This is a genomic window from Pelolinea submarina, from assembly GCF_003966975.1.
GTDB lineage: Bacteria > Chloroflexota > Anaerolineae > Anaerolineales > Anaerolineaceae > Pelolinea > Pelolinea submarina.
In genome coordinates, this window is sequence record NZ_AP018437.1 from 1,298,495 (window position 1) to 1,320,586 (window position 22,092).

The window sequence follows — 22,092 nt, forward strand, 5'->3', positions numbered from 1 at the left end:
ACGTTGCTTATTTCAAAGCTTTTTGGAAAGGTAACTAGAGCGTGCTGTTTTTTTGGGGTATAGTCGGTATTATTCAAGATTTATTTCTACCGGGGCTGATTTTTGTTTACCTGCTGCGTTATCCCAAACGCCGCTTTGAAAGATTCATTGCGATTATCGCCTCCAGCCTGGTGATTAATTACTTGCTGGTTTTTCTTTTAACAGCCTGCCATATTTATATCCGGCCGGTGGTCTTTATCCTCCTAATCGTAGAAATTGGCAGCATAGCATGGCTTTACCGATTTAACCTCAAACAGCCGATTGAAGCTTTTTTCTCCAGGATAATTACGCAGATCGGCATCCTATATGCCAAAGGGCTGCGTGTTTTCCGCAAGGGGAATGATGAGTCCGCATTGGCAGTCTGTGCACGCCTGTTATATTGGCTGTTCTGCCTGATTCTGGCTTATATTGCCCTGAATTGGATCTGGAAACTATTCATCTGGAACCTGGGCTCTTCTTTCAATTCATACGATACGGTGGCTGAATGGAACCGCTGGGCATTGGATTGGGCGGCCAACCAATTACCAACCGGCACCTGGCGTTACCCGCAATTATTATCGTCCAATTGGTCTTTGATCTACGTTCTGATGGGCAACACAACGATACAGTTCTTTGCTAAGTCTTTCATGCCGCTTTTTACCCTGCTTATCCTGCTGATGATGGTGGATCTGGCTTATCAAAAAAAGGCCCCCGGCTATTTATTGGGAACAGTCATTTCTTACCTGACTTTGAAGAAATTTCTAGGTGGATTCCTGATCGAAGGGCTGGCGGATATGCCGGCGGCTTTTCTGGCTTTCGCGGCCGTATATCTTCTAATCCTGCATCAACAAGATCCGAACGAAGCTGATTTTTCGCGCGGCGCGGTGCTGATGGCAGTCATTGCCGCCGGGGCAGGTGTTACCAAGCAGGTCGGCGTGGAATTTTTGGGTTTGTATGGCCTGGTGTTCCTGCTTTTTTATCTGCTTCCCCAAATCAAACGCGATAAACGGCAGGGTTGGAAAAGCTTGTGGATCAGCGTTGGCCTGGTACTGTTGATTGTAGTGCCCTGGTATGCCTACAGACAGGTGTTGATCGGGCAGGGCCTGGAAAATTCCGAGATGGGAATGATCATGGATGCCACTACCTACACATACCGGTCGGCAGATGTTTCTTTACGTTTCGATGCCATCTGCCAAAATATGGGTAAGTATTTCTATTTATTCGTCCTGATCATCCCGTTCTCATTTCTGATGGATCCGTTAACGCGAGGAATCAATTTCCTGATTGCCCTGCCGCTGTTTCTCAGTTGGGGCTTTCTGGCAAGTTATGATTTCCGCAATCTATCCATTGCGCTGCCTATCCTGAGCATGAACAGCGGATTGTATATTCACCTGGTGATGGATAAATTATTTGGGATATTCAAAAAGATACCCTTTCAGCGCATCCGCAATTGGGCTGCAATTGGGCTGGTTGTGCTAATGGTGTTTTTGCTGGGTTATTTTTTCTACCCGGATGATTTGTTATATCAACGACATTCCGAAGCGGTCATGCAGACTTTCTCTACAACCATAAACCAGAAGTTGATGGATGCGTTGAAGGATGAAAGCGGTGATTTTACCATTCTGACCAATTACCCGTTGGATTATCTGCCGGGGATGCAAAATAAAAAAGTCGCCACTATTTTCAATGATTATGACTCTTACCGCTATGAATTGAACCATAAAGGTGTCGATTATGTCCTGGTGCCCAATTATGCCGATCAACAAATCCTGGATGATGTCCATGCACGCATTCAAAGTGGGGAATTCGAATTGGTCTTCCAGGATGATACTTGGATCCCTTATGAATTCGTGAAAGTTTTGCCCTCAAAATAGAGAAATCCCAGGGGTATTAGGCATCAATTTATGGGAAGGGAGAAGTAAATTGTGGAAAAGCCAAGAGAAAATAGCATTGCCGTGCTGATTCCCTGTTACAACGAGCAGGCTACGATACAAAAGGTTATCGACGATTTCCGCAGTCAATTACCGCAGGCGGTTATTTATGTGTTTGATAACAACAGTACGGATGACAGCCACAAGCTTGCCGAAGCAGCCGGGGCCATTGTGATCAAAGAGAAGCGCCAGGGAAAGGGCTTTGTGGTGGCGGCCATGCTGCGCAAGGTTAAGGCTGATTACTACATCATGGTGGATGCCGACGATACGTACCCGGCGGAATACTGCCATGCGATGCTGCAGCCGTTATTTGAAGAACAGGCCGACATGGTTGTTGGGCAGCGCCTTTCGGAGTACGATCGGCACGCTTTTCGGTTCTTACACTTATTTGGCAATAAAGCTATTTGCCGCCTGATTAATTCCATCTTCCATTCGGATTTGCGGGATCCGCTCTCGGGTTACCGCGCCTTCACGCGCGAGGTGGCACTGCAATTGCCGGTGGTGGCTAGCGGCTTCGACGTGGAAACTGAACTGACCTTACAGATGCTCTACCGCCAGTTTGTCATTCGAGAAATCAGCGTGCCTTATCGCGCGCGCCCTTCTGAAAGCCCCTCGAAATTAAATACGTTCAGGGATGGCTTCCGTGTGCTGATGAAGATTTTCTTGATTCTGCGTTCCTACAAACCTTTGACCTTCTTTGGCGGCTTGGGAATAATCTGTGAGCTGATTTCTCTGGCTATCATCCTGTTCCTCGTACCGCTGCGCCAGGAACCGACCGGCAACATACCCATCCTGTTGTTCACCCTCAGCTCCAGTCTATTCATGATCGGTATCCTGCTGGCTGCCATGGGCGTGTTCCTCAACTCGCTCAACTTTCGGTTATTGGAGGACATGAATACGATCACCAAGCAAATTCAAGATAACAGTTGGGATAAATAGGGAATGAGAATTATTCCTATATCAAAGGCCAAGTAGAATCAACGTGGTTTCTTCTCAGTCAAAATCCGTTTTTGCTTTTCCTTCTTGCCCATGTCTTTCTCCACGAACAGCTTTTCGCCTGTGAAGGGATCCATTTCCGTGTAGTACATCAGCGCGGAGTACGTCGAGGGCAGCGGGGTGAAGATTTGCACCTGTTCGGGGGAGATGTGCAACTCATGGCTGGCAAAGTCCTTCAGCTTGCGCATATCGGCCTCGCTGCAGCCGGGGTGCGCGGCGATCAGGTAATAAGTCAGGTATTGGCGTAAACCGGCTTTGCGCGACAGATGGTCGAAGCGTTCCTTGAATTCCAGCAAAGCCGCGTGGCCGGGTTTGCCCATTTTGTTCAACACTTTATCCTGGCTGTGCTCCGGCGCGACTTTCAATTGGCCGGACACGTGGTGCTCTGTCAGTTCTTTGAGGTATTCCTCGCCGTGCTTCTGGTCGGCCAGGATCAGGTCGTAGCGCAAGCCGGAGCCCACGAAGACCTTCTTAACGCCCGGAATGTGGCGCAGCTTGCGCAGCAGCTCCAGATGCTGGCTGTGGTCGGGTTTGAGCCCCGGGCAAACGATGGGGTAGATGCAGCGTTTGTCCGAGCAGGCGCCTTTTTCCAGCTTAAGCCCACACTCGTAGCCGTACATGTTGGCGGTTGGCCCGCCTACGTCGAAAATATACCCTTTGAAGTCCGGCAGATCGGCCAATGCTTCGGCCTCATCCATGATGGAATCCTGGCTGCGCCAGCGCACCGTGCGGCCTTCATGCACGGCGATCGCGCAAAAATTGCATTCGCCATAGCAGCCGTGGTGCGAGTTGATCGAAAAGCGGATGGTTTCCAGTGCCTTGACCGGCCCCTGCTGCTCGTAATAGGGGTGCTGCGCGCGCTGGTAGGGCAACTCGTAAACTGCGTCCAGCTCAGCCTGGGTCGCGTAGGGCGCGGGCGGGTTGTGCACGAGATAGCGGTCCCCGTGCAGTTGGTACAACCCTTTAGCCGTCAGCGGGTCGTTGTTCTGGTAAAACGTTTGGAACATCCGTGCGAAGGTGTACGGATCGGCCACCACGCTTTCATAGGGAGGCAGCTGCTCATAATTCTGTGAATCGGAGGGCGGTTCCTTGCTGATGAAGCATAATCCGCGCAGGCCGCTGGGGTCTGCGCCTTTATCCATGCACTCGGCAAAATCCAACACGGATTGGTCCGCCATGCCGTACAACAAGTAATCGGCGCGCGCGTCGAACAGGATGGAACGCCGGATGCTGTCGGACCAATAATCGTAATGCGGCACGCGCCGCAGGGAAGCTTCGATGCCGCCCAGCAGGATGGGCGCGCTGTCTTTAAAATAGCGCCGGATCAGGTTGCAGTAAGTAATCACCGCGCGGTCGGGCCGGCGGTTGTTTTCACCGCCCGGGGTGTAATCATCCTTATGCCGTTTACGGCGGCTGGCGTTGTAATTGGCTACCATGGAATCCACACTCCCGCCGGTCACCCCCCAAAACAAGTTGGGTTCTCCCAGACGCGTGATATCGGCCGGGCCGTGGATATCCGGTTGGGCGATGATGCCCACTTTATAACCGTCTTTTTCCAGCACACGCGCGATGACTGCTGACCCGATCAGCGGGCTGTCGATATAAGAATCACCGCTGATGAGGATTACGTCCAGATTTTTCCAACCGCGCCGGCGAACTTCCTCCGGGGTGGTTGGGATGAATTGACTTTCCATTAAAAGGAATTGTAACCGATGCTTGTTGCCGAATTACAGTTGAAACTCATCCGGTTATCTGGATGGATAAAAGTTTGGGAAAGGAACTGCCTATCGATTAATATTCTTGGACATAATGACAATATCTTCTCGTAAATTCCAGCCCGCGTTTTGCCAGAACTTCAACCCCTCCTGGTTATCCGCGATCACGAAGATGTGGCATTTTTCGATGCCCTGGGCTTGCAGCGCGTCCAGACAGGCTTGCACCAATGCATTCCCGATTCCCTGTTTTTGGCAGTCGGCATGCACGGCCAGGTGATAAAGGTACCCGCGGCGGCCGTCGCTGCCGCCTAACACGGTACCGACGATTTGATCATCCTGCGCGGCGATGAAACTGGTGTTTGGGTTGCGCAGCAGGAAGGCCTGGATGGCTTCCTCGCGGTCTGCGCTGGAGAGGCCCAAACCGGGCACCCCTTGCCAAAGCCGTATTGCCCCTGCGTAGTCCGCCGATTGCATCAGACGAATTTGAACACCCATTGCTCCTCCGATGGTACAAAGAAATAAATCAATAAAGCTATATTATCAAAAAAAGGCTGAAGTGAGCGGATTTTGTTGATGGATTAATTTAAGATAAGGGTTTGCCATTAAAAACAAACATGTTATAATTTTGCCGCTATTCTGATAGCAGTCGTGGAGAGGTCGCGTAGTCCGGCTTAGCGCGCACGCTTGGAGAGCGTGTGTACCGTAAGGTACCGTGGGTTCGAATCCCACCCTCTCCGCCTTTTATTTAAGTTCCTCCCTCCTTTGAACCAATCCGTAAAGTCAGCCACAGGTATAATTTCTGTATATTATTTTTTACAGGGATGTGCAATGGACAAACTGCGGGACAAGGCCAAAATTTTACTGAGCATTATCTTTCTTTCCGTGTTGCTGGGGTTAGCTTGTGTTGACGTGGATTTTTCACTATCTGAATCGGGGATTGAAATAGCCACTTCAGAACCGCTGACTTCCTCTTTCTCGCAGCCTGTCACCGCGGATTACCTGCCGACGGTCCTTGCGAAAATTGAGGGCACTCCCATTGCGGCAGATGAATTGCCGGTCAACGCGGTGGTGCAAATTATCGTACGCGGCACGGTGGAAGGGGAGGAGCAGGAGTGGAGCGGATCCGGAACGATCATTTCGCCGGACGGGCTGATTCTGACCAACGCGCACGTGGCCATGGGCGACCGTTTCTATCCGGCCGAGCAATTGCTGATTATGTTGACAGTCGCGGAGGATGCGCTGCCTGAAGCGGCTTTTTACGCGGAAGTGATGCAGGCCGATGAAAATCTGGATATTGCCGTGCTGCGGCCGTCTGTGGACTTGCAGGGCAATGCGGTGGACCGCTCGGCACTCAACCTGCCTTTTGTATCCCTGGGGAATTCGGACGAATTACATTTGGGCGATGACATTTTGATTCTGGGCTATCCCGGTATTGGCGGGGAAACCATTACGCTGACGCGCGGAGAGGTGAGCGGATTTACTTCGGAGACAGGTTATGGCAACCGAGCCTTTATCAAGACCTCGGCGACCATCGCGGGCGGCAATAGCGGTGGGCTGGCTCTGGATAAGAACAACCACCTGGTAGGGATTCCAACTGAAGTGGGTGCCGGCGAGGAATATTCGGAAGTGGTAGACTGCCGCCCGCTGGCGGACACCAATCGCGATGGAGTCATTGACGATTATGATACCTGTGTGCCTACCGGCGGTTTCATCAATGCCCTGCGGCCGGTCAACCTGGCTTTGCCTCTGATTAACGCGGCTTTGAATAACGAAGTTGCTTATAATGCCGAATCTTACCAGGAAGTTGAAATTGCCGAGGGCAGTCAGATTATTTTTCAGGATGACTTCTCGGATACTGCCACCGGTTGGCCGGAGGCCGATAGCCGGAATGAAGCTTATTACTATCAGAATGGGCGTTACTGGATTGAAGTAAACCAAGAAAATTATATTCAACCGATCACCGGCGGGGAGTCGTATACCGATATTGTGATTGAAATCAATGCGCGAGTGGAACAATCTTCTACCGATGGAGAATATGGTCTACTCTGCCGCTATCAGGATGATGATAACCTGTACATGTTCGAGGTTACCCAGGACGGTTATTACGCTATTTATAAATTACTGAATGGCGATTGGGTCCCCTTGATAGACTACACTTATTCCAGTCTGGTGGATACGCTGGACAGTGCCAATCTCCAGGCCTCCTGTGTCGGAAATACGCTGCGTTTGGCGGTCAACGGCAAACTGCTGGGAGAGGTACAGGATAGTTCCATTTCCTCCGGTGACTACGGCTTTTTCGCGGGGACTTTCTATAATAGCGGCAACATCATCTCGTTTGATGATCTGGTGGTCAGACAACCTTAAGAAAAGAGCGGAACAGTAGAGCATTTTGAATAAACAATATTCGGTAGAAATACAATCGATGGTTTACGAGGGTGGCGGCTTCAGCCGGCTGCCGGATGGCAAGGCGGTTTTTGTGCCTTATGTCATGCCTGGTGAGCAGGTAACCATCCAAATCCGTGAAGACAAAAAAGGCTTTGCGTTGGCGGATCTGGTCAGCGTAGACCGCCTGCATCCACAGCGTATTCAACCGCGCTGTGCTCATTTCGGTATTTGCGGCGGATGCCACTACCAACATATCCCTTATGAGCTGCAGGTGGCCTACAAGAAAGATATTTTGATCGAGCAACTGCAGCGTATCGGCGGGATTGAGTCGCCTGTGATAGAAGCGGTGATTCCCTCATCCAACGAATGGGCTTACCGCAATACGGTCCAATTTCAGGTTTCCTCCAAAGGAAAACTTTGTTATGCCAAAGCGCGCGATAATTTTCCCTTTGCGGTGCGGGAGTGTCATCTGCCCATGCCGGCATTGGCCCAACTTTGGCCGCAGTTGACTTTTGAACCGGAAAGTTTTATCGGACGGTTGGACCTGCGTCAAAATCAAAATGGTGATGTGCTGCTGGAAATGAACGGCAATCAGAGCGAGATCCCTGAGCTGGAAAGCGAATCCAGTGTTTCCATCGTCTCACTGGCCGGAGATGATCAGGTTGTGTTGGCGGGAGACGGGTACCTGATCGCTGAAGTACTGGGCCGTCCTTTCCTGATCTCCGCGGGTTCGTTCTTCCAAACTAATTACAGCGGCGCTGAAGCACTGATAAACCAGGTGCTTGCTTTGGTACGGGAATATAAACCGCAGCGGCTGCTGGACGTTTACAGTGGGGTGGGGTTGTTCTCTGCCTTCCTGGCGGGCGAGGTGGACGAACTGCTGGCTGTGGAATCCAGTCCGGCGGCTTGCAGGGATTTTGTGGTCAACTTGGACGAGTTCGACACCGTCAGCCTGGCGGAAGGGTTGGCGGAAAAGATCCTGCCGGAATTGGATTTTAGCGCGGATGTGGTGCTGGTCGACCCGCCGCGTTCAGGCCTGCGCCCACAGGCGCGCGAAGCCATCCTCAATCAGGGGGCGCGTGCCATCATTTACGTATCCTGCAACCCGGCCACCCTGGCCCGCGACGTGCGCGCCATTTTGGAAGCCGGCTACCGTTTGGAGAAGACTATCCTGGTGGACATGTTCCCGCAAACCTATCACATGGAGACGGTGGCATTATTCTTGATATAAAGCAAATCATGACGTCAACAATATCTTAATTCATCGATTTTTATGAAGCTGTCCTTTTCAGCAGCATCAAAATCCAATATTGTATTATCCAAGTCCATCAAAATGACGTCATACATAATCTGTATCTACTTTTAAAAATGTTTTTCTGTGAAAATCATACGAGAAACCCATCAATCTGGATAACAGAAGAAAGCTGATAGCGGTTCCTTCTCTGATGTAAAGAGTGTGCCTTGTGATCAGGGTTACGATTAATGTGCTTGCCAAAAAGAAAATGTCAAACCCCATTCGGACTTTTGCCAGGCTGATTCTTTGTTTTTCACTTAATACGATACATAGACCTTCCAAGGGGAATCGGATAATTCCCATAGCCAGAATCGCCCCCAAACTAATAGCGGCTAAGAATAATCCAAATATAAAGAGCATTATTTTTAAATAGTAGGATTGAACGATGATATGGTTTAGAACAGAATATGTAAAAAGATTGATTACCAACCCATTACCCATTATTGCTATGATCTGCGTAAAATCCTTTAGCTTCGGACGAGAAGGCTGCATATAGAGATAGGTAAGGAAGAAGAATAAGTTAAATAGATTGATCATCGTTCCGATCTCAAGATGCAGCAAATCTGCAAAAAGTAAACAGAATGCATTGAACATACTTTGACCAATACCTGCTTTGATTTGCAGAGAAATGCCAATACCAAATAATATGAATGTAATTACTGAGTAAACTATTCTTTTCATGTATGTTTTTTTCACCTTGAATGTTTTTTGTATTTCGAATGATAGGGTGAAAGAAAAAATTTGGATATGAGAATTATCATACAAAGAGAGAAAAAATTGGCTTTTAATAATGAATTACCCTCAATAATCGTTGAAATATGAATTTCTTTAACAAATCTTTATAATTTTCATGTACTCTTTCCTTGAAAAAAATAAAATATCTTTTGAAAGGATAGAGTACATGAAAATCGGAAAAATGAAATTGATGGCACTGATTGGCCTATTGGGAGGTTTACTGTTTGCCGTGGGAGATCTATTTGTATATTTACTTCCAAATAGTCATTATGAAAGTAATATATATACTGATTGGGCCAATATGAATATGTGGAGGTTTGGCGTATCTCTTTATTTGGGGTGTTTTGGCACAATATTATTGTTAATTGGTTTCTATAGCTTCTACAATATTGTGAAACAGGTTTGTTCAAATTTAGTAAAACTCTTTTGTTTAATTCTTGCGATTGGTGTTGTACTGACATCGATTGGACATTTTTTTATCGCATGTATTGTGCCAATGACTTATAAAGGTGCAATATATGCAGGAGCATCTGCTGATTTAGCTAAGTCAATATCAATGTGCTGGGAACCATATATTGATCCGCTTAATATTTTCGTTATGGTAGTTGTAATATTGTTACAGTCAATTATGTTGATAGGTCTTATAGTGAAGGGTAAACTAAATTGTCCAAAATGGATGATTGTATTAAATCCTGTTGGTTTGATTGTTCTTTCTATACCCGTCACAATTTTGCTTAATGATACAGGTTTAGAGGGTATTTCGGATGCATTCGAAAGTTTAGGAGAAAGCTTAATGTATTTAGCAGTATTCTGGCATTGGAAACGAGAAAATGACATGAGAAATAGGGATACGATTACAGAAAATGTTTAATTAGTATGAAATATACTGCGTATATAGAGTGAAGGGAAATTTTATTAGGGAGAAACAAAAATGAATGGCTAAAATACTTGTTGTCGATGATGAGGAAAAAATTCTTAAATTAATAAAGAATATCCTGAGCCAGGATGGACATGAAGTAACATCATGCTTGAATTTTAATGATGTCGATGAGAACGCATTGTTATGGTTTGACATGATTATCTTAGACATAATGCTGCCAGGAACTGATGGATTTGAAATTTGCCGAAAAATTCGTGACAAGGTTAACTGTCCGATTGTGTTTATTACAGCAAGGATACAGGAAGAGGATGCGATATATGGATTTGGATTAGGGGCAGACGACTATATCAAAAAACCATTTAATATGGCAGAACTGAAAGCAAGAGTTGATGCCCACCTAAGACGAGAACGCCGTAATCATCAGTTTGTACTGAATTCGGGAGATATCCGTTTTGATTTACGGGGAATGAAGCTAATGGTCGGAAATGAAAGTATAAATCTGACTAAGGGTGAATATCAGATATGTGAGTATCTTGCAAAGTACAGAGGACAGGTGTTTTCCAGAGAACAGATATATGAATCTGTATTTGGTTATAATGGTGAAAGCAATGATAATACCATTGCTACTCATATCATGAATATAAGAAGCAAGTTGGATGCTGCAGGAACTTCACCAATACAGACAGTATGGGGGATCGGATATAAATGGGAAATAGCAAAGAAAAAAAGAGATATCAGACAACCTTAATTTCGATAGTAACAAAAGCAGTGTATAGTACTGGATTTGGTGTTTTAGGGTTGACGCTATGTATGTTTGTTTTTCTCTTTTTTATTGAAGATAAGCAGCTTTTCTCCAGTGAGATATTTGTAAATATCGAGTTGTCAATATTGATCGCATACCCATTCTTTGTAATTCTTTTAATATTTTTGGCAGCGTTCTTAACGGCCAGAAATATTAAAAGAAAGGGTATGCCCATTTTAGAAGCGATAAATAAAATTAAAATACAGGATTTGGATTTTAATATCGAGTTGAGTGGGGTTAAAGAAATCGATCAGGTGTTAGATGGCATCGATGATTTGCGATTTGCATTGAAAGGTGCATTGGAAAAGCAATGGAGACTGGAACAAAATCGTAGAGAGCAGATTTCAACGCTTGCACATGATTTTAAAACTCCTATTACAGTTGTAAAGGGAAATATGGAGTTATTACAAATTGGCAAATTAGACGATGTAAATAAGGAGTATGTTGAAGATGCCAGGGCAGGTCTGGAACAGATGGAGACGTATTTAACTCAGCTTCTGGAAATAGTACAGGCGGAGAGAGGATATGTATTCAACAAACAGAAAATTAATCTGTTTGAAACGCTTTCTGAAGCTGTTGCAATGACAAAACGGATAGCCAATGAGAAAAGAATTAGGATCTTTATTGAAACAGATAATGAGAATATTTTTATTTATGCAGACGTGATTTTGTTATTGCGAGCATTGAACAATCTGATTTCAAATGCGCTGGATTATACACCTCAGGAAGGTACTGTAAAAATAAGTCTTTCATCAGAGGAAAGCGAAGTAGCTATATGTATTGCAGATTCCGGCTGTGGTTTCAGCCCGAGTGCTCTAAAACATGGGGCGGAACAATTCTATATGGATGATGATAGCAGAAAAGAAAAAAATCATTATGGTTTAGGATTATTTATTGCTGATTCAATTATCAAGCAACATAACGGAAGTATGCTGCTTGCTAATGATGAATTGACCGGAGGCGCAAAGATTAATATTAGGATTCCCCTAATGAAAGATTAAAGAAAAACTTCACGCAGGCGGTAAATTTCCTCGGAGACATCCTCGTAATCGGCTTGAGCGCCGGTCCGTTTCAATAGCTCCTCCCACACAAAAATTTCACGCGGGAGAATGGCTTCGTGGCTATTTCCGACGTTATACTGTGGCACAAGGCCGTTGTTTTTGACGCGCTGTTTGGTGAGGAAGTCTACGGTGTAGGTTTTCTACAAAAGAGCGTCTCCGATGTACTTTTCATTCTGAAGAATTGTCCTGATATTGCAGGTATGCCACTACTTGCGTCCCGCGCCGTTCAAGATACCGTCCGCTTTGAGGTCACGAGCAATTTTCAGTATGCTGGCACCTTCGAGGTATTCCCGGTAGATGGTGCCAATTTAATCTAATGGTATCATTCCATAAGGCTACGTTTATGTTAATGTAGCTATCTGGAGCCTTGTGGGACTTGTGTAGTACCGTTGAGACGGTGGCATTGCTGTCAAAAGTTTAGCAAGTAAAGAAGATCGGATCTTTGGTAAATTCACGGAGGTTATTAAATGGGAGAAAGCATTCGGATCAGGAAAGAAGAAGAAAAGGATCACGAGCGAGTCGAAAAGATCACGCGGCAAGCTTTTTGGAATTTATATGTTCCGGGGTGCGTTGAACACTACCTGGTGCACGTGATGCGATCCCACGAAGACTTTGTACCGGAGCTAGATCTGGTGATTGAAGTTGATGGTCAGGTCATCGGGAATATCATGTACACAAAGGCAAAACTGGTGGATGAGTCCGGACAAGAGAAAGAGATCCTTACCTTCGGCCCGGTTTGCATCTTACCGGAATACCAGCGAATGGGTTATGGGAAAATGCTCATCGAGGATTCTTTTGAACGAGCGGTTGCACTCGGCTATGATGTGATTGTGATATTTGGAAATCCCGGTAATTACGTAGGGCGGGGCTTTAAGAGCGCTAAAAAATTCAATGTCTGCCTGGAGAATGACATATTCCCATCAGCTATGCTGGTGAAAGAACTGAAACCGGATGTTTTGGACGGAAGGAAATGGGTTTACTATGACAGCCCGGTGATGAAGATAGACGAAAAAGACGCCGAGCGTTTTGATGAGAGTCTGGAAAAAATGGAAAAGAAATTCCAGCCGAGTCAGGAGGAATTTTTTATTCACAGCCATTCTACAATACAGTGATTTTCTTTTGCAGGAAAATTCGCTCCAACCTTGAGGTTAATGGTAGAAATGATTAGCCGCGTTCTGGCTTAGGTACCTGGCACGTTGCGCGTGCGTTATGCTGGAAACCATAGTACAGTTTGCGCGAGAATAAAGGTCAATAAAACAAGTGAATGATTTGGTAAGAAAATTCGAGCCGGAAGATTTGGATCGGGTAATGGCTCTTTGGCTTGATACCAATATACAGGCCCACGGGTTTATCCCTCGAGAATATTGGTTAAGCAATTTTGATATGGTGAGAGATGTTTTGCCAAAAGCACAGGTCTTTGTCTATGAAGACCCGCAGGGCATCCAAGGCTTTGTCGGTTTGGATCACGATGGCGCTATTGCGGGCATCTTCGTGCGCGAGGATAAGCAGTCCAGGGGTATCGGAAAAGCATTACTTGATACGTGTAAACGCTTATATCCTACGCTTTCGTTGAATGTTTATCTTAAAAACCAACGGGCGATAGATTTTTACCTACGAGAAGGTTTCGTTGTCAAAAAGGTGCAGATAGATAAAAACACGGCTGAAATGGAATATTCAATGGTGTGGAAGAAACAAGCGTAATCGCTGCTCCTTTGTATAATTTCCTGAAATATCATTGATGGTTCATCTATCGAATTAGTGTATGCGATTATACTGGCAGACGATAGCTCAGCCGATGGCACGCGCGAGTTCTCGACGGTTCCTGCGATCCGCATCCTGGCGTGCGGCGCACGTCTCCCCAAAAAAGAGTAAGGGAACGGAAAGAAATCCCCATTCAGAGACGTGAGATAGTATAGACGCAAGAATTGCATTATGATGAAATAAACCTGATAATACTGTGCATAGATTGTCGGATGGGTAAGCGCGACCTTTGTTAATATAGATGATGAAAGGAGGTTGTTTGATGGATTCGTTGCGTAGCATGAATAAAGCATTGGCATATATCGAAGAGCATCTGACGGAGAACATTGATTACAGTGAAGTGTCAAAAATCGCTTCCTGCTCAGAGTATCACTTTAAAAGGATGTTTTCGTTCTTGTCAGGAATTGGTTTATCAGAATATGTTCGCAGAAGAAGACTGACCCTGGCTGCGTTTGATTTGAAAGACGCGAATATGAGAATAATCGATATTGCCGTCAAATATGGCTATGATTCGGCCGATTCATTCTCTCGTGCTTTTCATGCGATGCATGGCATTCTCCCTTCTATAGCAAGGAGTGAGAATACGCAGCTAAAAGCTTTTCCTCAAATGACCTTCCAATTATCCATTAACGGAGGTTTTGAAATGAAATATCGTATTGTTGAGAAGGGCCCTTTTAAGTTGGTCGGCTTCAAGAAACGCGTTCCGATTATTTTCGCAGGCGTCAACCCGGAAATAGCCAAAATGACTGAACTCTTGACCCCTGAAGTTATTGGCGCGCTGAATGAACTTTCAAACATTGAACCATCAGGGATCGTTAGCGCATCGACGAATTTCTCGGAGGGAAGAATGGAAGAGAAAGGTGAGCTGGATCATTACATTGGCGTGGCAACCTCAAGTGCTGAAACAGCAGGTTTCGATGTCTTGGAAGTAGAAGCCGGCACCTGGGCAGTTTTCGAATCCATTGGGCCATTTCCTGAGACACTTCAAAATGTGTGGGGAAGGATATATTCCGAGTGGTTCCCGTCTTCGGGATACGAGGCAGTTGAAGGCCCTGAAATTTTGTGGAATGAGAGCCCTGACACCGGAAATCCAAAGTACCGGAGCGAAATCTGGATCCCGGTCAAGAAAAAAGACGCATAAGTACACTAAAGTTTATGAAAAAGGGTGCTCCAAGCAGGGGCGCCCTTTTCGTTAACAATGCGCGTGGTACAGGATAGGTTCACACTGCGTATATATATGCTTTCCCTAAACTGCGTTTTTTCTGCCAAACACTTTGCCAGCCAACCGGTCCCCAAAATTGAAGATCAGCACACCGAGCAGGATGACAGCACTGCCGGCGATGGTCGAGCCATCCGGTTTTTCGTTGGTAAGCACAAAGCCAAGCAGCGTGGTTAAGAATGGCGTGATGAACATGTAATTGCTGACGGAGGAGGTCCGCTCCGCCTTTTTCAGGGCTTGCGCCCAGGTGACGTAGGCGATCGCGCTGGAAAAGATGCCGAGGGTCGCGATGTAGAGCAGTTGGACGGGCGGCACAGCGCGGACCTCGCTCACAGCGGCCGGGAGAAAGATAGCCAGCATGAGCGTGCCGGCAAAGATGCTGTAGGTGGCGGTTTGCAGCCCCGAATAGGTTTTGGTCAATTTCCGCTGCAGCAGGTTGTAAATACCCAGGGAGAGCGCCGCGAGAAGCAGCCACAGCAGCCCGCTGTTCAACGAAAAGATGCTGTTCATCAATGATAGTAATACGACGCCGGAAAATTCCACGGCGGTTGCCGTCCATTGGATGGCACTCAATTTTTCCTTGTAAAATAAGCCTGCCAGCAGGGCTGTGATGACCGGTGCCGTTGCGATGATCACACTGCTGGTGGCTGCCGTTACGGATGCAATGCCCTTGTTGAAGGTTATCATGTAAAGAAAGAAACCGAAAAAGCCGGATAATAAGAACCATTTGAGATCAACCTTATTAGGCGGTGCGATCTTCGCTGTTAGGGCGATCACCATCAAGGCAATAGAAGCGACCACATAGCGCAGGAAGCCGAGCGGAAATGCCGAGAAGTATTGCAGGAGCAAGCGCGTCAGCACAAAGGCCAACGACCAAAAAATAATGGTTATGCCTGCGTAAGGATGGAAACTATCTTTGAACTTCATATGAATCACCCGCGTATCTTATTTTGTTTGGTGGTTAATGAAATCATAGATTGCTGTTTAATAGAAGAGCCAGTATAGATTGGTTTATCCGGAACAACCGGCCCACGCTGCTTTGGAGATAAGCGGAATCTCGATTAATCGAATGATCGAGGGGAAAAGGCGGCTGTTTTTTTAGATTATTGTAATAGATTCAACTATAATAGTTTAGGTTCGCAGCTAAAGCCATTTAAATTTTTACAAAATTAGAAAAGGGAACCGAAAATGTCTAATTATGTTTTAACTTGTTGTTCTACAGCAGATATGCCCTATTACTACTTAAAAAACAGAGATATCCCATTTGTCTGTTTTCATTACAATATGGATGGTACAGAATATCCGGATGACTTGGGTACCACCATGTCTTTCGAGGAGTTTTACAGCAGAATCGCTAACGGTGCGCTGCCTACAACATCCCAGGTGAATGTGGGCCAATTCGTGGAGTTTTTCGAGCCGTTTTTGAAGGAGGGGTTGGACATTTTACATATTTCCCTTTCTTCAGGTCTGTCCGGATCGTATAACTCAGCCTGCGTAGCAAGGGACGAACTTCTGAAGAAATATGCTGAACGAAAAATTCTACTGGTGGATTCCTTGGGAGCGTCCTCCGGGTATGGGATGTTGGTTGATACTGCCGCGGATATGAGAGATGACAGCGTAAAGATTGAAGACGTGTATGCCTGGTTGGTGGAAAACCGGCTCAATATTCATCATTGGTTTTTCTCAACCGACCTTTCGCATTACAAAAGAGGTGGGCGTATATCGGCAGCTTCTGCAACCGTGGGAACCTTGCTAAACATATGCCCACTGATGAACATGAACAATGAAGGAAAGCTCATTCCCCGCACAAAAATACGCGGCAAAAAGAGTGTTATCAAAGAGATAGTCCACAAAATGGAAATACACGCACAAAACGGTATTGAATATGCCGGTAAGTGTTTTATCTCCAATTCAGCCTGTTATGACGATGCACGCATGGTAGCTGATCTGATTGAGGAAAAATTTACAAACCTCAAGAACTCGGTAATGATAAACAGTGTCGGTACCGTAATTGGGTCGCATACAGGGCCCGGAACTGTTGCACTCTTCTTTTTTGGTGATAAACGTATAAATTGATTTCTCTTTCTAAACATGCCCTATAGTTTTTTTGAAAGGCTATGCGGGGCGGAAGATTTACACTGATTTACCTCAGCACAGGGCTGGAATGTGGTTATTCTCCCTGTGCTGATTGTTTTGCCGATTATTTCTAACCAAAATCTCACTTGTAATCAGGATAATTGTTTATAATTGCGCTTGGATAACACTATGACCAAGATAAAGAAACCTTACTCCCTCTCTGTAATTATCCCTGTATTTAATGAAGTAAAAACTTTGACGGAAATTATCCAGCGGGTTACTTCCACCGGATTGGTGGATGAGATCATACTGGTGGATGACGGCTCAAGCGATGGCACACGCGAATTATTAACCGCTTATCAGAATAAAGCGGGCTATAAAGTCATTTTGCATGAACGGAATCAAGGCAAAGGCGCAGCCATCCAAACCGGCTTGAAGGCGGTTTCCAGCGATCTAATCCTGATCCAGGACGCGGATTTGGAATACGACCCGCGCGATTATGCCGTCCTGCTCCAGCCCATCGATGAAGGCTTAGCTGACGTGGTGTACGGTTCACGTTTCCTGGGCGGGGCGCGCCGCCCAATCCTGTTCTGGAATATGGTTGCCAACAAGATCCTGACCTTCACCACCAATATCCTGTATAACAACATTCTGACCGACATGGAAACCGGCTACAAGCTGTTCAAGCGAGAAGTGGTTGAGGACATCAAAATCCATGCCAAAGGGTTTGAATTTGAACCGGAATTCACCGCCAAAATCTTGAAGAAACACGTGCGCATTTACGAAGTGCCCATCCGTTTCACCCCGCGATTCTACGAAGAAGGTAAGAAGATCCGCATGAGAGACGCTTTTATTGCCATGTGGACGCTGTTGAAATACCGTTTTGTCAATTAGGCTTTACGGTTATCCATGAAAAACAAAATTGCTCTGAAAGAAATCCTATTCTCGATAGCCGGCTTGTTTGTGAGTTGTGCGGTTTTCTTCTTTTTGAGCAGTGTGGATTTGCCCGGAAACTGGATTAAATTTCTCAGTTACTTTAACTGGATTCATTTTCTACTAGTAACCACGCTCTTTTTCCTGATATTTCAGCTCAATAATAAAGCGGCTGTCGTTGTGGGGGCTGTGCTGGCGGCAGCGGTTTACGCTTTGCCTTTGGCAGTGCGCCTTTCCAGCGGCTTATCCAACGCAACTGTGCTGGCCGGCTTTATCCCTTATAAAGATGGTTTCTATTATTACAACGGCGCGGGGATGCTTTTGTCCGGGCAGATGATTCCGACTGAAGGATTGCAGGGCGCTTTCCGTCCATTGTTCCCGGCACTGCTGTCCAGCTTGCTGCTGCTGACTGGCGAGAATTTGCTGCTGACGCTGCAAGTCATGGTGTTGGGCACCGGCTTATGCGCTTATCTGGCGGCTGTTTCCGTCAGGCGCAGCTACGGCCCGCTGCCCGCGGCGGTTTTCTTCGCGCTGGTCTTCGCTTTCATCCGCCCGATGTTGGGAGACACGCTCACCGAGCTGCCGGGGCTGGCTTTCGCCTGTCTGGCGCTGGCGCTGTTGATTGAAGCGGCTCACACGAAGAATGCCCTCACGGCTGCGATAGGCGGTGTGATGCTGGTGCTGGCGCTCAGCATCCGCGCAGGCGCGTTCTTTATGCTGCCCTTCCTCATCCTATGGTGGGGATGGCTGAATCGCACTGGAAAGAGATTCTCCCTCAAAAAGATGGTCAGCTTCACGCTTATCTTGATGGCTGCTTTTGTGCTTTCAAATATGCTAGTCCCCCGATTGCTGGTGGCGGCAGGAGAATCTACTTTTGGTAATTTTTCCTGGATGCTTTATGGCCAGGCGGTGGGCGGCGCGGGATTCAAATATCACGTGCAGGCCCTGGGCACCAGTGATTCTGCGGTGGTGCTGCAGGCTGCCCTGGAAAAGATGCGCACCTACCCGTTGGGTTTCCTGATTGGCTGCTATAAGGCTTTTCGGGATTTCTTCGGTAATAACTCTCTGGGTATGTTCGACCTGTTATCCGGCGAAAAAGCAGTTGGAAAGTGGATATTTTGGGGAACCTGTCTGGGCTTGCTGGCGGGCGGTTTGATAAAAATCCTGCGGCAGCGTAAACAACCCGTGAATCTGCTCCTGTTAGCCGGTTTCCTGGGCGTGTTGTTCTCCATCCCATTCCTTCCGCCGATTGACGGCGGCAATCGTTTCTATGCCGGCAGTGTGCCTTTCCTATTCGCTTTGTTAGCGGCTGCCCTTCCCGGAGTTCAATTCATTTCCGCCGAGAAAAGAACCGATATCCTCAACACAAACATGGGTGCAATTGCCGGATGGGCCTCCGCTGGAATGGTGTTTCTAACGATGCTGCTGCCTCTGGCTATCCTGGCTTTCCGCGCTGATTCCACAAGCGTAAAAGCACAATGCGAAACCGGACTGGTTCCCTATGAAGCGCGTTTAGTAGAGGGAGCCTACGTGGATATTTTGCCGGATGAGAACGCTATCTGCGGTCCCGCACCTGATTTATGCCGTGCGCGTTTTACGGCCAATGGCATGGACCAGGCCAACGATGATTTCTACAGGCTGCTGGCAGAGATGAGCCGGCAATCTGAAGACGGGCTGCGTCTTTGGGCGGGAATCGAAAAAAATAGTGGCGAATATTATTTTTGGGCCATGCCGCTGGATTTGGCGGCCGATTTGCGGAATGGAACGACGTTTTCCGGATGCGCGCAAGGGGTGGAAAGCCAATACCAGCACTTGCTGCTGGTGGAATCCATCCTGCAGCCATAACCTCTCACCTAATTATTTAGGTTTGTCGGACAATATTCCAAAGACTGGTCAATTACGCCGGCCTTGGTTATACTTAGATCTTCCTTAAACCACCGTTCACCTTTGCGTGGTTCTTTTCCCTGAATGGAATAAGGATTTTTCAATCACTTTATAAATATGGAGAAACAAATGACGAGGAACGTAATTATTGATTGTGATACTGGTATGGATGATGCGGTGGCACTGCTGTTGGCGTTGCGTTCGCCGGAGTTCAACGTGCTCGGAATTACCTGTGTAAACGGAAATGTTGGGCTGGGGCATGTGGTCAATAATACGCTGCGCGTAGTCGAACATTCCGGTAAGGACGTTCCTGTATATGCCGGTTATTCCTCCACCCTGATGCCGTCCGGTGAAGAAGATGCCGCGGCTGTACACGGCAAGGATGGGTTGGGCGGACTGCCTTTTCCGGCTCCCAAAAAGCAGGTGGAAAAAGAACACGCCGTTGACTTCATCATCCGCACCTTCATGGAAGCTAAAGAACCCATGGATTGGATTACCCTGGGCCCGTTGACCAACGCGGCCATGGCCATTCGCCGTGAACCGCGTATTGCGGAAAAGATTCGCATGTTGACCATGATGGCGGGCGGGGTGCACAGCGGCAATACCTCGGTAATGTCCGAGTTCAATGTTTACTTTGACCCCGAAGCGGCACGGATCGTCTTTGATAATGACATCCCCAAGACCATGGTCCCGCTGGATCCGCTATGGAGCGGCGGGCGCCTGACCGAGGAAAACCTGGCCAAGCTCAAAGCCGCTGCTGCGGATAGGCCCTGGTGCGATATGGCCAGCCAGATTTTCAGCCAAACCATTGAAATCATGGCTGAATTGAGCCGCTACCTGGGCAATGAAGAACGCTACGTTTCTCCGCCCGATTTGCTAGCTGTGGCTGTTGCCATCGACCCAAGTATTGCTGAAATTGAAAACCATCAGGTGTTTGTGGAAACGACCGGTGAATACACACGCGGCATGACTGTGGTCGATCGCCGCCGCTTCACGCACCTGGCAAAAAATAATCCGCGCAAGAAAATTGCCATTGCCATGAAAGCCAATCAGCAAAAATACGCCGATCTGGTTTTAAACACCTGGCTCAAAAATTAAATAATATTATTCTGCAATAGAGGTTTAGTGGTTTCTGTTATCAGTCAATACTTAAAAAATATAAAGTTTTTCAATCGTAATATCAAGCTTTATCTGATCGCGACGGCTTTGATTAATATCGGCTTTGGCATTTTTTACGCCGATTTTAATCTTTATGTATTATCGATGGGGATGAAGCCCGATTTCCTGGGCATCATCCTCAGCCTGGCTCCTTTCGCGGAAGGGCTTTCCTCCATCCCGATTGGGTTTCTGGCCGAGAAGATTGGTTTCAAGCGCTCCCTGATCATGGTATACATCATCCTGGGCATGGCATATTTTAGCCAGATTATCAGCCCCAATCGCTCCTTGATTATGCTGGGTTCGTTTATGGTGGGATTGGTTGCGGGCGGTAATTTCATCATTCAACTGCCTTTTATCTCACACTTCACAAAGGAAGACCGCAATCAGGCTTTTACGCTGACCATGCTGGTGTATTACATCATGTATGCTATCGGTGGATTAATTGGCGGATATTTACCCGCAATTATCAATACCGTCATCATGAATGAAACCTTGTCTTATCGCATCATCCTGGCTGTTTCCTCCCTTTTCATTGTGTTGGGTGCGCTGCCGATGTGGTTTGTGGATGAGGATAAACCCGATCCCAATAAGAAGATCAGCCTGGATCCTTACCTGAAGGGCATCGACGCCAACACTATCAAGTTCGCGGTCGTGGAGTTGTTCGTGGGCATCGGGTTGGCTTTTATAATTTCCTTTTTGAACGTGATTTTTGTGTACTATTTCCACGTTTCGTTGGAATTCTACGGCACGACCATGGCGCTGCTGGTTATTCCCACAGCCCTGTTCTTATTCCTGGGACCGGCCATCGCCGACCGTATCGGCAACCTGCGTACAGTCCTGATCAGCCGCCTGCTGGCGACAGTGCTGGCTTATTGCATCGTGATGACCACCAATCCGTATGTCGGCGCGGCTTCGTTCATCCTGTTCCGCTCCTTGTTTGGTTTCTCGCAATCGCTGTGGTTTTCCTTCGCGACTTCCGTTTCCACCCGGCGTTCGCGCATGGCCACTTCAACCTGGCTGGAGATTACCTTCCAGGTGGGCATGGGTATAGCTGCGCTGGTGGGCGGCAGACTGATTGCGAATGAATCCTACGTCATGCTGGGCGTGATCTCAGCGGTGGCGACGGCCATCTGCTTTGTGTTGACTTACATTTTCTTCGGAAAAGAACATATGATCCCCTGGAAGGAAATGCGGCACAAACAAATAAAACCTTTAGCAGAATAAAGGTCTGGTAATCAACCCAA

19 protein-coding genes, 1 tRNA gene and 1 pseudogene are annotated in these 22,092 nt (G+C 47.1%); 16 read left to right on the forward strand and 5 right to left on the reverse strand.

Annotated features, from left to right (window positions below; all coding sequences use genetic code 11):
• Positions 1-41 precede the first annotated feature (41 nt).
• On the forward strand, positions 42-1,892 hold the full coding sequence (locus tag Pelsub_RS05740) for a hypothetical protein (protein ID WP_116224676.1): 1,851 nt from the start codon (positions 42-44) through the stop codon (positions 1,890-1,892).
• A gap of 51 nt (positions 1,893-1,943) precedes the next feature.
• Positions 1,944-2,888, forward strand: coding sequence for a glycosyltransferase (locus Pelsub_RS05745; RefSeq protein WP_158674996.1), 945 nt, complete (start codon positions 1,944-1,946; stop codon positions 2,886-2,888).
• A gap of 38 nt (positions 2,889-2,926) precedes the next feature.
• Here Pelsub_RS05745 and Pelsub_RS05750 read toward each other — a convergent pair whose 3' ends face one another.
• Both Pelsub_RS05750 and Pelsub_RS05755 read right to left on the reverse strand, forming a co-directional pair.
• Positions 2,927-4,639, reverse strand: a complete 1,713-nt coding sequence (locus Pelsub_RS05750; RefSeq protein WP_116224674.1) for a YgiQ family radical SAM protein — start codon at positions 4,637-4,639, stop codon at positions 2,927-2,929.
• Between the two features lie 90 nt (positions 4,640-4,729).
• The gene (locus tag Pelsub_RS05755) at positions 4,730-5,155 is read right to left on the reverse strand and encodes a GNAT family N-acetyltransferase (protein WP_198418403.1); all 426 of its coding nucleotides are present in this window, start codon (positions 5,153-5,155) and stop codon (positions 4,730-4,732) included.
• 155 nt (positions 5,156-5,310) lie between these two features.
• Here Pelsub_RS05755 and Pelsub_RS05760 point away from each other — a divergent pair.
• The 3 genes from Pelsub_RS05760 (at position 5,311) to Pelsub_RS05770 (ending at position 8,276) form a co-directional block, all read left to right on the forward strand.
• Positions 5,311-5,397 (forward strand) — tRNA-Ser (locus tag Pelsub_RS05760).
• Between the two features lie 91 nt (positions 5,398-5,488).
• Positions 5,489-7,024, forward strand: a complete 1,536-nt coding sequence (locus Pelsub_RS05765) for a S1 family peptidase (protein WP_116224673.1) — start codon at positions 5,489-5,491, stop codon at positions 7,022-7,024.
• A gap of 25 nt (positions 7,025-7,049) precedes the next feature.
• Positions 7,050-8,276: a class I SAM-dependent RNA methyltransferase gene (locus Pelsub_RS05770; RefSeq protein WP_126440409.1), complete on the forward strand. Its 1,227-nt coding sequence runs from the start codon at positions 7,050-7,052 to the stop codon at positions 8,274-8,276.
• 108 nt (positions 8,277-8,384) lie between these two features.
• On the opposite strand, the gene Pelsub_RS05780 is transcribed toward Pelsub_RS05770, so the two are convergent.
• On the reverse strand, positions 8,385-9,020 hold the full coding sequence (locus Pelsub_RS05780) for a YczE/YyaS/YitT family protein (protein ID WP_198418404.1): 636 nt from the start codon (positions 9,018-9,020) through the stop codon (positions 8,385-8,387).
• A gap of 220 nt (positions 9,021-9,240) precedes the next feature.
• On the opposite strand from Pelsub_RS05780, the gene Pelsub_RS05785 reads away from it, so the two are divergent.
• The 3 genes from Pelsub_RS05785 to Pelsub_RS05795 all read left to right on the forward strand — a co-directional run bounded on the left by Pelsub_RS05785 (position 9,241) and on the right by Pelsub_RS05795 (position 11,757).
• A complete protein-coding gene (locus Pelsub_RS05785) occupies positions 9,241-9,945 on the forward strand; it encodes a DUF6796 family protein (RefSeq protein ID WP_116224671.1) in 705 nt (234 codons plus the stop codon).
• 64 nt (positions 9,946-10,009) lie between these two features.
• The gene (locus Pelsub_RS05790) at positions 10,010-10,702 is read left to right on the forward strand and encodes a response regulator transcription factor (protein WP_116224670.1); all 693 of its coding nucleotides are present in this window, start codon (positions 10,010-10,012) and stop codon (positions 10,700-10,702) included.
• On the forward strand, positions 10,660-11,757 hold the full coding sequence (locus tag Pelsub_RS05795) for a sensor histidine kinase (RefSeq protein ID WP_116224669.1): 1,098 nt from the start codon (positions 10,660-10,662) through the stop codon (positions 11,755-11,757). Before Pelsub_RS05790 ends, Pelsub_RS05795 begins: the two co-directional genes overlap by 43 nt.
• A 65-nt stretch (positions 11,758-11,822) precedes the next feature.
• Here Pelsub_RS05795 and Pelsub_RS15990 read toward each other — a convergent pair.
• A pseudogene (locus Pelsub_RS15990) lies at positions 11,823-12,116 on the reverse strand (recombinase family protein); the annotation flags it as partial.
• A gap of 168 nt (positions 12,117-12,284) precedes the next feature.
• Here Pelsub_RS15990 and Pelsub_RS05805 point away from each other — a divergent pair.
• The 3 genes from Pelsub_RS05805 to Pelsub_RS05815 all read left to right on the forward strand — a co-directional run bounded on the left by Pelsub_RS05805 (position 12,285) and on the right by Pelsub_RS05815 (position 14,719).
• Positions 12,285-12,929 (forward strand): GNAT family N-acetyltransferase, encoded by a 645-nt coding sequence (locus Pelsub_RS05805; protein WP_116224668.1) that lies wholly within the window; start codon positions 12,285-12,287, stop codon positions 12,927-12,929.
• A gap of 148 nt (positions 12,930-13,077) precedes the next feature.
• Complete coding sequence (locus tag Pelsub_RS05810) at positions 13,078-13,518, forward strand: N-acetyltransferase (protein WP_198418405.1); 441 nt, start codon at positions 13,078-13,080, stop codon at positions 13,516-13,518.
• 322 nt (positions 13,519-13,840) lie between these two features.
• On the forward strand, positions 13,841-14,719 hold the full coding sequence (locus Pelsub_RS05815; protein WP_116224666.1) for an AraC family transcriptional regulator: 879 nt from the start codon (positions 13,841-13,843) through the stop codon (positions 14,717-14,719).
• 105 nt (positions 14,720-14,824) lie between these two features.
• Here the strand turns inward: Pelsub_RS05815 and Pelsub_RS05820 are convergent, their stop codons facing one another.
• The gene (locus Pelsub_RS05820) at positions 14,825-15,724 is read right to left on the reverse strand and encodes a DMT family transporter (protein ID WP_116224665.1); all 900 of its coding nucleotides are present in this window, start codon (positions 15,722-15,724) and stop codon (positions 14,825-14,827) included.
• A 261-nt stretch (positions 15,725-15,985) separates the two neighbouring features.
• Between Pelsub_RS05820 and Pelsub_RS05825 the strand changes: the two genes are divergently transcribed.
• The 5 genes from Pelsub_RS05825 (at position 15,986) to Pelsub_RS05845 (ending at position 22,072) form a co-directional block, all read left to right on the forward strand.
• Positions 15,986-16,873 (forward strand): DegV family protein, encoded by an 888-nt coding sequence (locus tag Pelsub_RS05825; protein WP_116224664.1) that lies wholly within the window; start codon positions 15,986-15,988, stop codon positions 16,871-16,873.
• 189 nt (positions 16,874-17,062) lie between these two features.
• The gene (locus Pelsub_RS05830) at positions 17,063-17,767 is read left to right on the forward strand and encodes a glycosyltransferase family 2 protein (protein ID WP_116224663.1); all 705 of its coding nucleotides are present in this window, start codon (positions 17,063-17,065) and stop codon (positions 17,765-17,767) included.
• 15 nt (positions 17,768-17,782) lie between these two features.
• Entirely contained in the window at positions 17,783-19,651 is a 1,869-nt protein-coding gene (locus tag Pelsub_RS05835; RefSeq protein ID WP_116224662.1) for a hypothetical protein, read from the forward strand.
• A gap of 168 nt (positions 19,652-19,819) precedes the next feature.
• On the forward strand, positions 19,820-20,788 hold the full coding sequence (locus Pelsub_RS05840) for a nucleoside hydrolase (protein ID WP_158674998.1): 969 nt from the start codon (positions 19,820-19,822) through the stop codon (positions 20,786-20,788).
• Between the two features lie 27 nt (positions 20,789-20,815).
• On the forward strand, positions 20,816-22,072 hold the full coding sequence (locus Pelsub_RS05845; protein ID WP_232528620.1) for an MFS transporter: 1,257 nt from the start codon (positions 20,816-20,818) through the stop codon (positions 22,070-22,072).
• The last annotated feature ends 20 nt before the right edge of the window (positions 22,073-22,092 follow it).

Coding starts and splice junctions, on each gene's coding strand:
- Pelsub_RS05755 (WP_198418403.1), bottom strand. CDS start 5,155: ATGGGTGTTCAAATTCGTCTGATGCAATCGGCGGACTACGCAGGGGCA.
- Pelsub_RS05785 (WP_116224671.1), top strand. CDS start 9,241: ATGAAAATCGGAAAAATGAAATTGATGGCACTGATTGGCCTATTGGGA.
- Pelsub_RS05780 (WP_198418404.1), bottom strand. CDS start 9,020: ATGAAAAGAATAGTTTACTCAGTAATTACATTCATATTATTTGGTATT.
- Pelsub_RS05815 (WP_116224666.1), top strand. CDS start 13,841: ATGGATTCGTTGCGTAGCATGAATAAAGCATTGGCATATATCGAAGAG.
- Pelsub_RS05830 (WP_116224663.1), top strand. CDS start 17,063: ATGACCAAGATAAAGAAACCTTACTCCCTCTCTGTAATTATCCCTGTA.
- Pelsub_RS05790 (WP_116224670.1), top strand. CDS start 10,010: ATGGCTAAAATACTTGTTGTCGATGATGAGGAAAAAATTCTTAAATTA.
- Pelsub_RS05825 (WP_116224664.1), top strand. CDS start 15,986: ATGTCTAATTATGTTTTAACTTGTTGTTCTACAGCAGATATGCCCTAT.
- Pelsub_RS05840 (WP_158674998.1), top strand. CDS start 19,820: ATGACGAGGAACGTAATTATTGATTGTGATACTGGTATGGATGATGCG.
- Pelsub_RS05765 (WP_116224673.1), top strand. CDS start 5,489: ATGGACAAACTGCGGGACAAGGCCAAAATTTTACTGAGCATTATCTTT.
- Pelsub_RS05820 (WP_116224665.1), bottom strand. CDS start 15,724: ATGAAGTTCAAAGATAGTTTCCATCCTTACGCAGGCATAACCATTATT.
- Pelsub_RS05835 (WP_116224662.1), top strand. CDS start 17,783: ATGAAAAACAAAATTGCTCTGAAAGAAATCCTATTCTCGATAGCCGGC.
- Pelsub_RS05795 (WP_116224669.1), top strand. CDS start 10,660: ATGGGAAATAGCAAAGAAAAAAAGAGATATCAGACAACCTTAATTTCG.
- Pelsub_RS05805 (WP_116224668.1), top strand. CDS start 12,285: ATGGGAGAAAGCATTCGGATCAGGAAAGAAGAAGAAAAGGATCACGAG.
- Pelsub_RS05750 (WP_116224674.1), bottom strand. CDS start 4,639: ATGGAAAGTCAATTCATCCCAACCACCCCGGAGGAAGTTCGCCGGCGC.